The sequence below is a fragment of the Rickettsiales bacterium genome (assembly GCA_025210695.1).
Lineage (GTDB): Bacteria > Pseudomonadota > Alphaproteobacteria > Rickettsiales > CANDYO01 > CANDYO01.
Genome location: JAOARE010000023.1, coordinates 1 through 13,957 on the forward strand (window position 1 = coordinate 1; position 13,957 = coordinate 13,957).

Here is a 13,957-nt window from a genome sequence, read left to right on the forward strand (position 1 = left end):
ATATTATGCTGAAAGGTTAAATCAATTTCCTCTAGCTATTATTGGCACGGCCCTGAGCACTGTACTACTTCCTACTTTATCTAAACAAGTGAGAGAGAAAAATCAAAAAGCAGCAACAAATACTCAAAACAAAGCTCTTGAAGTCGCCTTGTTTTTTACTCTTCCTTGCTCCTTTGCGCTGGCTCTAATTAGTGATACATTAGTTAGTTTTCTTTTTGAAAGAGGAAATTTTACTCCAGAAGGCAGCTATAAGGTAGCAAGAACCTTAAGTGCCCTAGCCCTAGGACTACCAGCTTTTGTAATGATCAAGATTTTTACTCCTCGTTATTTTGCTCAATATGACACCTCAACACCAGTAAAATTTTCTTTTGTATGTATCATACTCAATATCATTCTAGCCTTAACCCTAATTCCTTTTCTTTCTTATCTTGGAATTGCTATTGCAACTAGTTCTTCTGCCTGGATAAATGTTGCACTTCTCTATTATTTCCAACGCAAACGCAATATGTTTTTAATTGACAAAAAGCTACCCTCCCAAACTATTAAGATAATCTTCTCTTGCACTCTAATGATTTTTACTTTAATTTTATTTGAACATTTTATACTCAATTCTGCTACACATAATTATATTTGGTTATTATTTATTGGAGAAATTACCTTAGGAATGATCGTCTATTTTGTTAGTAGTTATTGTTTAAAAATTTTAGATTTAAGCTTTTTATTAAAGGTAAAAAAAACTGATGGATAATTTTCAAGCATATGTTCTTCTTTTTAATGACTGTTTTTTAACATCACTAATTCTTGTACCAAGATTACCTTACGCAATTGATGTCATGACAATGCTTGGAACATATAACCCCTATATAATATTTATTACAAGCTTTATAAGCAGTGTTATAGGTTTAATAGTAAACTGGGTCATTGGTCTATTCTTACGTAGATTAGAAACTCTAGAAAAATTCTCAGATAGAGTAGATAGTCTAAAAAAAGCAGAGAAATTCTTTAAAAATAAGGGCAAGTGGATTTTATTACTTTCAACTATTCCCTTCTGGGGAGCTTTGTTTACGGTAGCTGCTGGTGTTTTACGCCTAAATCTTGTTCAATTTATTATTTTAGCTTCTTTCAGTAAATTTATAGGACTGGCCATAAAAATATTTTTCTAAAATAATAGAGGTAAAATGATGACAATATTTAATATAAATATTTTATCTGGAATACTAAAACAACCTATATCTATTAGATATTCATCAAATAGATATGATGATCAATCTTATAAAGACAATGAATCACCATCATATGATGAAGCATATACTCCTCCAGTTGAAGAAGGCATCAACCAACAAGATCCAGCTTTTGATAGTCATTTAACAAAAATTTGTAATATTTTTTAATATTACAACAAATTTCTTATCCTATAGATAATATTATGTCTTCACTGTTCAAAACAAATAACAAATCAACCCCACTGGCAGATAATATACGACCAACTTCTATTGACAATGTATTTGGCCAAGATCATTTATTCACTGATAACTCACAAATCAAACAAATGATAAATACTTCCAATGTTCAGAATATAATCCTTTGGGGGCCTCCGGGAACTGGAAAAACTACTATTGCTCGAATCATAGCCCAACAATGCAAGTACCACACTGAATCAATATCTGCCGTGATAAATGCTACTAGCGATATAAAACAAATATTTAATAATGCCAAAAACAGAAAAGAGAAAGGTATTAATACTCTATTGATAGTGGATGAAATACATCACTTTAATAAAAGTCAGCAAGATATATTTCTTCCATTTTTAGAAGATGGAACCATAACCTTAATAGGAGCCACAACTGAAAATCCTTCTTTTGAATTAAATAATGCATTATTATCTAGGTGCATAGTACTAAACCTAAAACCCCTTAACAAAAAGTCTTTAATAGAAATAGCCAACAGAGCTGAATTACTTTCTCAAAAAAAACTTCCTTTAAAAGAAAAAGATCGTGATCAACTTTATGAATTAGTTGATGGAGATGGGCGTTACTTACTAAATATCTGCGAAGGATTATTCAATATTGAACATAACAGTGAAACTCCATTAGATTTAGCTTCAATATTGCAAATGAAAACAATATCTTATGATAAATCAAGGGATCAGCATTATAATATCATAAGTGCTTTACATAAAGCTATACGAGGATCTGATAGCGACGCCAGTCTATACTGGATAACTAGAATGCTAGAATCTGGAGAAAACCCTCATTACATACTTAGACGTTTAGTGAGAATTGCCTCTGAAGATATAGGCCTAGCAGATCCAAATGCATTAACCCAAGTATTATCTGCCAAAGAAGCATATGACTTCTTAGGCTCACCTGAAGGAGATTTAGCTATCATTCAAGCTGCCCTATATTTAGCCACTGCTCCTAAATCAAATGCCATTTACCTGGCACATAAACAAGTTATTGAAGATGTGAAAAAATATGGCTCTTTAATGCCTCCATATCATATTTTAAATGCTCCAACTAAATTAATGAAAGAACAGGGCTATGGAGCGGGTTATATTTACGATCACGATACCGAAGAATGCTTCTCAGGACAAAACTATTTCCCAGAAAAAATAGGAAGAAAAAAGTATTATAATCCTACTCAAAGAGGATTTGAAAAAGATCTTAACAAGAGGCTAGAGTATTGGAATAATTTAAGAAAAAAGAAAACCTAAAATATATTTACAAACTTTCTAATATAGTAAACTTTGAATTTCCATACACTCTCACATCAAGCTCTTTATAAAATTCAGAAGAGAAAGATAAGTCTTCAATCCTAGCCTGCTCCACCACCATAATAGCTCCCTTTTCCAACCAATCTCTATTTATAAGAGAGATAAGCGCTTTATCAGCTATCTTCTTAAAATATGGAGGATCAATAAATACTAAATTAAACTTATCCTTAGCTTTAGGAAGGTTTTCAGCCTTAATTCTAATCAGAGTAGACTTATCTTCTTCTTTTAAATAACAAATATTAGACCATGCTAGCTTTAGGTGCTCTGCACTGCCATCAATGAATGTTACCATTGACGCTCCCCTAGAGAGAGCTTCAATTCCTAATGCTCCCGTTCCACAACACAAATCAACAACTTTCGCTCCTTCAACAACACTATTACCATCTTCATTTAAGAATCTACCGCTTGATAAAATATCAAACAAAGAACTACGCATCTTAGAAGATGTAGGACGAATCCCCTTATCACTAGGAGAAAGAAGTGGACGACCTCTATGCTTACCTGCGATAACTCTCATTTCGCTTTACTAAATAAATTGAAAAAATTATCAGTAGTTTGTTTTTCTACTGTTCTATAATCTATTTGTTTTAACTCCGCTATAGTTTGAGCAACTCTTTTTACAAAAGATGGCTCATTAGTTTTTCCTCTATATGGCTCTGGTGCAAGATAAGGAGCATCTGTTTCCACCATTAATCTATCTAAGGGAACAAATCTTACTATATCTTTTAAAGCTATTGCCTTTTTAAAAGTTACTATTCCAGATATAGAAATATATAATCCCATATCCAAACATTTCTTAGCAAAGCTTAAATTATCCGAACTAAAGCAATGAATCAATCCAGTAAACTTATCTTGATGCTCTTTTAGCATTTCAATAGTTAAGTCATCCGCATCACGAGTATGAATAATTAAAGGCAAACCACTTAAGTGAGATGCTTCTATATGTCTATTAAAATAATCTTTTTGTTTTGCAATCGCACTATGTTCATAATATAAATCTAAGCCTGTTTCACCAATACCAATAACTTTAGGATGTTTTGTATATTCTAATAAGTCTTGTACTGTAGTTTCTGAATGAGTATCTACCTCATGTGGATGAATACCAATGGAAGCATAAATTTGTGGGTATTTTTCTATCAAAGTTTTTATTTTATAAAACTCACTAACTTTTGTTGAAATGGTCTGCATTAAAGTAACATTATTTTCTTTTGCTCTATTCAAGACTCCTTCAAAATCTTCATGAAATACGTCATAATCTAAGTGACAATGTGAATCAACTAGCATTTTGTGTCCTTTTAAAAATATTAGCTATTGTATTACTAAAGGGAATACTGAAACCTATCAATAGCCATTGTAACTGAGATAAATATATTGGTAAACTAGATAAAATTTGCAATCGGAAAGCTATTTTAATAGTAACAATGATTAGAAAACATAACATAGTAACTATAACTTTATTAGATTGAGTGTTTTGATCAAACATTCTAAAGGATATCATAAATCCAATTAAAGCATAATATGCTAACCATAAATGTGGTAATATTTGATTAAACACTAAATATATATATAACATCAAGAAACTTGCTAACCCAATACTTAAGTATAATATACTACGCTGAATCTTTTGCATGGTAAAATAATATACACTCAAGATAATAATTGCAAACAACACAGCACCTAATACATCATAATGATCATGAAATCCTGAATATATTAAACTCCATCCTATTCCAACTAGTAAGAAAATTATTACACTTCTCAAAAAATAACTCTTAAAGTTATAAGCCAACCAACCATATAAAATCACTGATGCCTGCATATGTCCGCTCGGGAAAGAAAACCCATAAGGAGAAGTTTTTTGGAAGCTAACTTTTAAAGCAAAGCTCAGTAACATACTTAGTAAAACTAAGCATGTTGCATGATAAAAAATATTACGATTAAACCAAATAAATCCAATAACTATCATTGGAATAATTATTGTCTCATGACTAAACTCAAGAAAAATTCTTACTATAAAATCAAGCATCAATTTAGTTTCATAATTTTATTTAAAATACTTTATCTGTAAATTATTCTCAATTCAATATAATATGAAGGTAATAAAAAAGATTATGGAGTCTAATCAATGAACATAATTAAAATTAATAAAATCTTATATCTAGAAAATTTTTATTTTAAGGATCCATATAATAATATCGATTTTTTAAACAAAAAAGCCACCTTAAGCAAAGACCTTGATGAGCGATTATCTCTATTAATCCTAGCTACCGAAAAGATAGAAAAATTCCATAGTTATTTTCACTTTGAACAATCTTATTTTAATTTACAATTAGCTATTCATTTTATAAAAGAGAACAAAATATCTGAAGCTAATAAACAATTAGAACTTGCTATCTTCCAGGATCATGTAAACGAACAAGCCATTGCATTACTTAATAAAAAAGAATCTTATAGTAATTATAAAAGACAATATGATAATTTTTCTGATTATTTATATTTTGCTACAGATGAAAAAGGAAATGCTACGAGTAAAAACAGCTATTGGGATGATTATTTGAAATACCAACAAAATCCTAGAAGCGAAATCTTAGAAACTATAATTTCTAAAATTCGCCATAACCATCTTGAATATCATAAAGAAGCTGCAAAACTTTATCTCAACCGGGCTATTACATTTCATAATCTTGGACAAAAAGATTTATTTAAGAATGATTTGATAAAAGCAAATAACCTAGATACGGAACTTAAAGACAGAGACTATTATAATATGGTGGAGATGAGCGGAATCGAACCGCTGACAACATGCGTGCAAGGCAAGCGCTCTACCAACTGAGCTACATCCCCATATTTGTCTAACAAGACATAATTATTTATACATTATTTTGATTCTCGGTCAATATAAATATGCATAATTGAGAAAAATTATTACTTCTTTTTTCTAAATTGCAAGTTAAGCTCTCTTAGCTGCTTATCGTCCACTTCTGCCGGAGCATTCATTAATAAATCATGTCCTTGTTGATTCATTGGGAAAGATATAACTTCACGAATATTCTTCTCATCAGCTAATAACATAACTATTCTATCAACTCCAGGAGCAATTCCACCATGTGGAGGAGCACCATATTTAAATGCGGTAATTAAACTACGAAACTTATCATCGACAAATTCTTTACTATAACCTAATTTTCCAAAAGCTTTATACATTATTTCTGGTTTATGGTTACGAATGGCACCACTAGAAAGCTCAACACCATTACAAACAATATCATATTGGAATGCCTTGATAAGCATCAATTCTTCTTTTGTTGCAGCATTGGCTAATGCTTCTAATCCACCTTGAGGCATAGAGAAGGGATTATGACCAAAATCTAACTTATCTTCTTCTTCATTCCATTCATAAAATGGGAAATCCACAATCCAACAGAATTCAAATCTATTATGATCTATTAAGTCTAATTCCTCTCCTAGTTTTACTCTCACTTGTCCTGCAAGCTGCACAGCCTTCTTTTCTATATCAGAAGAGAAAAACACTGAATCACCATCACCGATTCCTGCGACCTTCTTTAAAGTTTCTAGCTGAGCTTCATCTAAAAACTTTGCTATAGGCCCCTTGGCAACTCCATCTTTAGTAAAAGTAATATATCCTAATCCTGCTGCTCCATGCTCTTGAGCAAAAGCTATCATCTTATCAAAGAAACTACGAGGAAGTTCAGCAGTATTTGGAGCTGGAATCGCCCTTACTATAGCACCTTTCTTAATATTCTCACGAAATATAGAGAATTTAGAATCACGGAAAATTTCTGTGACTTCAGAAATAATTAGAGGATTTCTTAAATCCGGCTTATCACTACCATATTTTAACATGGCATCATGATGAGTAATATGGGGAAACGGAGAATCAGTTACCTTTTTATTTGAAAACTCTGTAAAGATAGAACGCATAACCGGCTCAATAGCAGCGAATACATCTTCTTGAGTTACAAAAGACATTTCAACATCTAATTGATAAAATTCACCTGGTGAACGATCAGCCCTAGCATCTTCATCACGAAAACATGGCGCAATTTGGAAATAACGATCAAAACCAGAAGTCATTAATAACTGCTTGAATTGTTGAGGAGCCTGTGGCAAAGCATAAAATTTCCCTGGATTCATTCTACTAGGAACTAAAAAGTCTCTAGCTCCTTCAGGAGAAGTTGCCGTTAAAATAGGGGTTTGAAACTCCATAAATCCTTGCGCTGACATCTTCTCTCTAATAGCAGATATAACTTTAGATCTTAAAACTATATTATTATGTAGTTTTTCTTTACGCAGATCTAAAAAACGATATTTTAAACGAGTTTCTTCTGGAAAATCTTTATCTGTATTTACCTGAATCGGCAACATATCTGCATCAGATTCTAAGTGGAATGTTTGAATTCTAACTTCGATATCACCAGTAGACAGATGCTCATTTCTTGCCTCTTCCGCTCTTGCTACAACTTCCCCAGTAATGGTAACCACTGACTCATAATGCAAATGAGCTATTTGATTTGTAAGTTTCTCATTACTATCTATCACACATTGTGTTAAACCGTAATGATCCCTAAGATCAATAAAAGCTAGTCCTCCATGGTCACGACGGCGATGAACCCAACCTGATAATTTTACTTCTAAACCAATATGAGAAGAGTTTAATTCTCCACAAGTATGAGTACGATATTTATGCATTTTTTAACTCGTAATAATATAATCCTAAAGAAGAACATTTAACTAAATTACAGCTAACTTTGCAAGAATTAAATTAGAATATAAATTAAGCCTTCTTACCGTTCTGCTTATTAATTAAATATTGCTGTATAATAGATAGTATATTAGAGAAAGACCAATATATCATCAAACCAGAAGGCAGAGAATACAACATCACCATTAATACCAATGGCATGAATTTCATTACCCCAGCTTGAACGGGATCAGCAGGCTTAGGACTCAAGCTCTGCTGAATGAACATGGTAACCCCCATAATAAAAGGCCATAATCCAATATCTAAAAATCCAAAAGAAGACCATGGCAAAATACCAAACAAATTCCATATTGAAGTAGGATCTTGAGCTGATAAATCTTTTATCCAGCCATAAAATGGAGCATGGCGCATTTCTATAGAAATAAAGATAACCTTATACAAAGAGAAGAATAATGGAATTTGAATTAACAATGGCAAGCAACCAGAAGCAGGATTAACTTTTTCTCTTTTGTATAAAGCCATCATCTCTTGGTTAAACTTCATCTTATCATCACCATGCTGTTTCTTAATAGCATCAATTTTAGGCTGAAGCTGCTTCATTCTAGCCATGGATCTAAAAGATTTACTTGCTAAAGGATATAGCAATAATTTTAAACAGAAGGTAACACCAATAATCGCTAAACCAAAATTTCCAAATATCAAATATAGATAGCTAATCACTAAAAATAATGGTTTAGTAATAAAGTAAAAAACACCAAAATCTATAGCACGATCAAATAGCACAAAATTATTATCTTTTTCATATTGATCCAGAATTTTCTCTTCTTTAGCTCCAGCAAATAAATGATTTTCACTACTAGCCATATTCCCTGGACTTAAACTAAAATCATGGGAGATATAATTCACGTTATAATTATCATTTAAATTATTGCTAGATGAGCTAGCTATGAAGTTAGTTTTTGAGACTATACTCGGGTCTGGCTTTAAAGCTGACAACCAATATTTTTGGGTTACCCCGGCCCAGCTCCCAGGCGTATTTTCAAAACTCTCTTCACGAACCTTACTTAAGTCTTCATAAGTAGACTCTTTTAATACTTTAGCAAAAACACCAATAACTCCCTCGTGCAAAATGGCAAATTGTTTTGCCTCAGCTTCAGATTTATAAATTCTTCCATAATTAGATAATCTAATTGTATTAGAACTATTATTTGCTACCATTTGCTTAATGGTAAATAAATAATTTTTATCCAGAGAAATGGTAATAAAATAATCAACTGACTTACTATTCTTCCAATGACATCTCACAGGTTGCTCTGCAGTTAATAATGCATTATCACATTGCCAAACACTATTTTTATCAGGTACAGTTAATTTTGAATTCTGACTATCTATCCAACCAAATTCTGCAAAATAAGCCTGATTAGAGAATAACTGAACTAATGGACTATTGTTATTTATAGTTTCTTTATAGTCTGTAAGCTGCAAATCGTCAAAGCGCAAACCTCTTAAAGAAATAGAACCCTTAAGTCTACCATTATCAATAGTTATTTTACCTATAGCTTCATCAGTTAAACTAGACTCAGATGAAAAAGCTTGCTTTGATTTATCAAGAAGATGCTCCTGATATTCCATTTTAGCTTTAACTATTTTCTCCTGATGAAGCTCTATTGCAGCCCTACGTGGATATTCATAGAAATATTGCCAAGCAATTAAAATAAGCGTTGATAATAATATACAAATTAATAGATTCTTTAGATCCTTACTCATTCTCTTCCAAATAATATATTTATAATTGACCTACAGGTTGTACATTATTTTTTACTTAATGTCTAGTTTTTACTACTCTAAATATCTAATAACTTAAAGTTCTTCGTTACTATTAGAAACAAAAGATTCCTCACCAGACAACGGAGTGGCATTTATATAAGAATCATATACCTCTTTAATAGTATCTATAGCTTTAGGAGCATTTTTAATAGCTAAACCTGAAGCATCTTGACTAACTCTTGTTGGAGTCCCCACACCATATGAAACAATAAGATTATTTACTACATTCCCTGTAAATTCCACCCCCACAATTGAAGCCATATTTACAAGAAGCTTTGGCAAATGCATAATAAACTTAACAGTAAAAAGAAATGTTCTCTGCAAATGAGCATTTGCAGGAAGAGCTTTCTGAGTGGCAGAGTAAGTAGAAACTACTTCAGTAGCTGTCATGAATAGTAACTTACCACATTTACTATACACATCATCTTTTGCTGTAAAGGGAATAGAAAATTGACCAAAACTGACCGAAGAAATCATATTATCAGTAAAAGCAACTCCTTCTCTTATATATTGAGAATAACCAATTTTTTTAGAAACCTCTCCAATGTTATCAGAAGAAGCAGTTTTTATCACCCCTTCCACCGAAGCTTGCCCAACCTGCAACCAATTGAAGTTCTCTTGAGTATATTCAGAGAAACTCTGCTTCGGTAAATCCTTATTTTGCCCTTCAAATATCTGTTTATTTCTATTATCTATGTTGAAATACCTAGCCGGAATTTCACATACATAATTTGATCCTCTAGCAGCTAAGGCAAATCCTTCTTTTCCTGAAGAGGATGTTGCCAAATATGAGTCATAAACATAATATGACGTTAACATAAAGGCTTTACAACCTACTTTACTATACGCTCCCCACAAAGTTCCTTCACTATACTTAGTTCCAGTATAGCCTATAGTATTATTTCCAGAAATACTTGCATGAATTGTAGTAATTTTAAAAGCATCCCTAATAACCGCAGAAGCTGTAGGATTATCTCCAAATACGAGCTTAAACCTTCCTGCAAAAGTATCAACAGTTGCCTGAGTTAATATACCAGTAATAGCTTCTTTGTGGTTTGAAATACGACTAAGGGAAAATTTTACTGAGTTATCTATAACTTTTTGAGCAGGAACATAAGTAACAACTTTTTTATAGTCTGGAATTTGCCCTATGACATAGTCAATTTTAGGATCTAAATTCGCTTGAAGAAACTGATCTCCAACAAACGCAATATAGTTAACAGCATGCTCTAACCCCAAAGCTTGCTTATAAGCAAAATTTATAGAATATGAAGTAATATTATAAGTAGAATTTGTAACACTCTCTAATATATGTTGTGCTGTCATCTTTTCCTGGTTCCTTGTTAATTATTATTAATATCGCGCGGATTGTAGCGATATTTCAGTATATTAGCAAGCTATAATTTTAATTATAGTTAACAGAAATCCATATAAATTAAAAAGATGGCGCACCCGTAGGGATTCGAACCCCAAACCTCATGATCCGTAGTCATGTACTCTATCCAGTTGAGCTACGGGTGCAGAAGAAAAATAATATACAAGCACAAATTCATGGTACCTCTGGCCAGACTCGAACTGGCATGACCTTGCGGACAACAGATTTTGAGTCTGTCGCGTCTACCATTCCGCCACAGAGGCAAGCTTGAATAGAAAGTTATAAGGAATTATAAGCTTGATGTAAAGAGAATTCTTAATGCTATTTAAAATCTATCGAAATTATCTTAATAATATCATCTAGATAAAAGAATAACAAAACGGATAAAGAGAAAGTTATAGCGGTAATCACTGATAAAGCCCTTCCATGATAGCAAAAAGCATGAATCTTATTTTCAGGAGGGCAAAGCATTTGGTACGCCGGCCTTAAAAGATAATAGCATGACATAAAAGACCCAATCAGCAAACAAGTCTTTGCAAAAGATCCTATAAACTTATCACATACTATAGAATCAAAAATTAGAGATTTTATAACCCAACCAACACTTGGAGGAAGACCAATAATGGAAAAAGAAGCCAAAATAAATAATATAGTTGGAATAGGCAAGGTCCTAACCATCCCTCTAATTTCATCCACATGTATTTTATGAGTAATAATATAAATAACACCTACCGAAAAGAATAAAGTAATTTTCGCAACAGCATGAGATAGCATCTGTAAAAAAGACACATTAAATGTTGATAAACTTGTAAAACTAAGAAGCAATATCATATAACTTAATTGACTAATGGTAGAATATGCTAAGATTTTTTTTAAATTATTTTGTAAACACGCGATTAAACCTGCGTAAAGCATCGTGAAACAAGCAAGATAGGTAAGCCAATCTATGCTCCAAGGAATAGCTTCATGTAGTCTGCTTAAATAATCCATACCAAATAAATAGACAAATACTTTCATTAAAGCAAAGATACCAGATTTAACTACTGCCACAGCATGCAAGAGAGCACTAACCGGTATCGGAGCCACCATTGCTCTAGGCAGCCATTGATACAATGGAAAGATTGCTGTTTTACTAAAACCAAATACAAAACAAACCAATAGAATTAGCGCATCTTTAACCGAACTCTGCTCATCAAAAATGCCTCCTATATTAAAATCACTAGAACCATAATATTTATCTAAATAAATCAAAGCAAACATTATAAAGAAACTTGATGTACCAAATAATGTAGCTAGATAGAACTTACCAGACCTTCGAGCATGATCAGAAAAAGATTGAATCACTAATGGATAAGTAGAAAAAGTAAGAACTTCATAAAAAACAAATAAAGTTAGTAAGTTAGCAGAATAACCAATACATATGGTAGCCATAATCGCTATTGGAGTAAAAAAGAAATGAATCCTTTGGTTTAAATCTCTACCTAAGCTAGAATGCTCCTGTCCCTTTAAAAAAGCAAATCCATATAAGTTAGTCATTAAATATAATATACTTACCATCAAGGCAAATATAATAGATATTGATTCTGGCTTAAAAGCTATTTCATATCCATCCAATACTTCTGTGAAAACAAATATTGTATCTTGCTGTTCAAAAACAAAGAAAAACAAAATATTGTTAATCACTAATCCAATACTAGATAGAACAATTATAGTCCTCTCTAATATTGCGCTCTTAACAAATGAAGCGGCAGCTGCAATAATTGGTAAAATAAGATTTAATAAAAATAAAATCATTTGAGTATCGAGTAGCTTATTTGATGAACCACGTCTAATAAATATTGATTATTAATTCCAATATATATATTTATAATAGTTATTATACTTAATATAGAAATACAAGATCTATCTTTGATGACTGGCAAAACCTCTCCTTTTTGCTTCTCAAATATCATCAACTCTACAAACTTAAATACATAAGCAAAACTAAATAACGTAGCCAATAAAATAATCAAAATATACCAAAGATCTGTCTCTAAAGCCGCCCTAAAAAGCTGCCATTTTCCAACAAATCCAGCTGTCATAGGAACACCTATATTGCTAAGCAAATTAACAGTAATTAAAATACAAATCCATGGGTGGCTTTTTCTAAGACCAGCAAAACTAACAATATTTTCATTACCCGCACAAACAGCAAGATAGCCTGCTGCTAAAAATAACATTGTCTTTTCTAATGCATGAGTAAAACAATAAATCAATAATCCAGATATAGCGAAGTTACTAGCAATAGCAACAGAAAAAATAATAAATCCAATCTGACTTAAACTAGAATATGCAAGAAACTTTTTTATATTTGTTTGTTTGTAAGCTAAAATAGCGCAAGCAAAAATAGCAAATGCTGCTAGCATTAATAATGTTATATTTAAATAATCAAATAGATATTGATTTACCTTAAAGACATCAAAGAAAAATCTAACTAACAAATAAATACCTACTTTATTAGAGGTTGCTGCAAGCATAGCACTTACAAAAGATGGAGCTCCTCTATATATGTCTACTAACCATTTACTTAAAGGAAACAAAGCTGCCTTCATTAAAATACCGAATATCATTAACCCAACACCAGCTCTAGCCGCATTGTTATTTAGAAGCATCGGCATATCTCGAGAAATGTCAGTTAAATTTAAAGACCCTACCAAAGCATATACAAAACCAATACCAAATAAAATCATGGTCGATCCAATGGTACCAAAAATTAAATAATCAAAAGCAGCTTTAGGAGAACCATCTTTCTTAGCAGCCCCAACCAAAGCATAACTGGCAATGGCATTAACTTCTAGCATTACATAAATATTAAAAATATCATTTGAAACACAAAGCCCCAATAACCCAGCTATAGCTATAAGAAACACCCCAAAAAACAAAGGGATTTTTTCTTGATTCAATTCATTAGATATCAAATTACGCATTGCTAGTATGATAAAGAAGCTAGCAGAAGAAATAATTAGCATGAAGAATGTACTAAGCCTATCCAGCTTATATTCTATCCCCATTAAGGAAGACCAACCACCAAGATGATAAGTTATCACTGTTCCTTCAAGAGAAAACTTAAATAATACTATAGTGATTAAGCTTGTAAAAAAAATGGAAACAGCTGAAAACAGCCAACTAATTCTTTTTGGTAAAATAAATAAAATCAATCCCGAAGCTAATGGTAAAAGTATTTGAATAATAGCAAGGTTATTTAACATCTAGTTCCCCA

General features: G+C 31.9%; 12 protein-coding genes and 3 tRNA genes. 4 read left to right on the forward strand and 11 right to left on the reverse strand.

What is annotated here, in order from left to right:
• The 4 genes from N4A31_03775 to N4A31_03790 all read left to right on the forward strand — a co-directional run.
• Positions 1-748, forward strand: a 748-nt coding sequence (locus N4A31_03775; protein ID MCT4635354.1) for a polysaccharide biosynthesis C-terminal domain-containing protein, incomplete at its 5' end; no start/stop codon positions are given.
• Positions 741-1,163 (forward strand): VTT domain-containing protein, encoded by a 423-nt coding sequence (locus tag N4A31_03780; GenBank protein MCT4635355.1) that lies wholly within the window; start codon positions 741-743, stop codon positions 1,161-1,163. The genes N4A31_03775 and N4A31_03780, both read left to right, overlap by 8 nt.
• Positions 1,164-1,178: 15 nt before the next feature.
• Entirely contained in the window at positions 1,179-1,391 is a 213-nt protein-coding gene (locus N4A31_03785; GenBank protein MCT4635356.1) for a hypothetical protein, read from the forward strand.
• Positions 1,392-1,426: 35 nt separating this feature from the next.
• Positions 1,427-2,713 carry a replication-associated recombination protein A gene (locus N4A31_03790; protein ID MCT4635357.1) on the forward strand — a complete coding sequence of 429 codons (1,287 nt, stop codon included), beginning with the start codon at positions 1,427-1,429 and terminating at the stop codon, positions 2,711-2,713.
• Between the two features lie 7 nt (positions 2,714-2,720).
• Here the strand turns inward: N4A31_03790 and rsmD are convergent, their stop codons facing one another.
• From rsmD to N4A31_03845, 11 genes are all read right to left on the reverse strand, one after another.
• Positions 2,721-3,290: a 16S rRNA (guanine(966)-N(2))-methyltransferase RsmD gene (gene rsmD, locus N4A31_03795; protein ID MCT4635358.1), complete on the reverse strand. Its 570-nt coding sequence runs from the start codon at positions 3,288-3,290 to the stop codon at positions 2,721-2,723.
• Positions 3,287-4,057, reverse strand: a complete 771-nt coding sequence (locus N4A31_03800; protein ID MCT4635359.1) for a TatD family hydrolase — start codon at positions 4,055-4,057, stop codon at positions 3,287-3,289. Before N4A31_03800 ends, rsmD begins: the two co-directional genes overlap by 4 nt.
• The gene (locus tag N4A31_03805; protein ID MCT4635360.1) at positions 4,047-4,799 is read right to left on the reverse strand and encodes a phosphatase PAP2 family protein; all 753 of its coding nucleotides are present in this window, start codon (positions 4,797-4,799) and stop codon (positions 4,047-4,049) included. Before N4A31_03805 ends, N4A31_03800 begins: the two co-directional genes overlap by 11 nt.
• A gap of 742 nt (positions 4,800-5,541) precedes the next feature.
• A tRNA-Ala gene (locus N4A31_03810) sits at positions 5,542-5,617 on the reverse strand.
• 81 nt (positions 5,618-5,698) lie between these two features.
• Positions 5,699-7,483, reverse strand: coding sequence for an aspartate--tRNA ligase (gene aspS / locus N4A31_03815; GenBank protein ID MCT4635361.1), 1,785 nt, complete (start codon positions 7,481-7,483; stop codon positions 5,699-5,701).
• Positions 7,484-7,568: 85 nt separating this feature from the next.
• Positions 7,569-9,263: a membrane protein insertase YidC gene (gene yidC / locus N4A31_03820; protein ID MCT4635362.1), complete on the reverse strand. Its 1,695-nt coding sequence runs from the start codon at positions 9,261-9,263 to the stop codon at positions 7,569-7,571.
• Positions 9,264-9,356: 93 nt separating this feature from the next.
• Positions 9,357-10,649 carry a hypothetical protein gene (locus N4A31_03825; protein ID MCT4635363.1) on the reverse strand — a complete coding sequence of 431 codons (1,293 nt, stop codon included), beginning with the start codon at positions 10,647-10,649 and terminating at the stop codon, positions 9,357-9,359.
• Positions 10,650-10,767: 118 nt separating this feature from the next.
• Positions 10,768-10,844, reverse strand: a tRNA-Arg gene (locus tag N4A31_03830).
• A gap of 31 nt (positions 10,845-10,875) precedes the next feature.
• Positions 10,876-10,961: transfer RNA gene (locus tag N4A31_03835), tRNA-Leu, on the reverse strand.
• A 58-nt stretch (positions 10,962-11,019) separates the two neighbouring features.
• Positions 11,020-12,492: a proton-conducting transporter membrane subunit gene (locus N4A31_03840; protein MCT4635364.1), complete on the reverse strand. Its 1,473-nt coding sequence runs from the start codon at positions 12,490-12,492 to the stop codon at positions 11,020-11,022.
• Positions 12,489-13,946 carry a proton-conducting transporter membrane subunit gene (locus tag N4A31_03845; GenBank protein ID MCT4635365.1) on the reverse strand — a complete coding sequence of 486 codons (1,458 nt, stop codon included), beginning with the start codon at positions 13,944-13,946 and terminating at the stop codon, positions 12,489-12,491. The genes N4A31_03840 and N4A31_03845 overlap by 4 nt, the downstream gene beginning before the upstream one ends.
• Positions 13,947-13,957: the final 11 nt, after the last annotated feature.

Bases quoted from the DNA above. Each gene is read 5' to 3' on its own strand.
- N4A31_03780 (MCT4635355.1), top strand. From the start codon at position 741: ATGGATAATTTTCAAGCATATGTTCTTCTTTTTAATGACTGTTTTTTA.
- N4A31_03785 (MCT4635356.1), top strand. From the start codon at position 1,179: ATGATGACAATATTTAATATAAATATTTTATCTGGAATACTAAAACAA.
- N4A31_03790 (MCT4635357.1), top strand. From the start codon at position 1,427: ATGTCTTCACTGTTCAAAACAAATAACAAATCAACCCCACTGGCAGAT.
- rsmD (MCT4635358.1), bottom strand. From the start codon at position 3,290: ATGAGAGTTATCGCAGGTAAGCATAGAGGTCGTCCACTTCTTTCTCCT.
- N4A31_03800 (MCT4635359.1), bottom strand. From the start codon at position 4,057: ATGCTAGTTGATTCACATTGTCACTTAGATTATGACGTATTTCATGAA.
- N4A31_03805 (MCT4635360.1), bottom strand. From the start codon at position 4,799: ATGCTTGATTTTATAGTAAGAATTTTTCTTGAGTTTAGTCATGAGACA.
- aspS (MCT4635361.1), bottom strand. From the start codon at position 7,483: ATGCATAAATATCGTACTCATACTTGTGGAGAATTAAACTCTTCTCAT.
- yidC (MCT4635362.1), bottom strand. From the start codon at position 9,263: ATGAGTAAGGATCTAAAGAATCTATTAATTTGTATATTATTATCAACG.
- N4A31_03825 (MCT4635363.1), bottom strand. From the start codon at position 10,649: ATGACAGCACAACATATATTAGAGAGTGTTACAAATTCTACTTATAAT.
- N4A31_03840 (MCT4635364.1), bottom strand. From the start codon at position 12,492: ATGATTTTATTTTTATTAAATCTTATTTTACCAATTATTGCAGCTGCC.
- N4A31_03845 (MCT4635365.1), bottom strand. From the start codon at position 13,946: ATGTTAAATAACCTTGCTATTATTCAAATACTTTTACCATTAGCTTCG.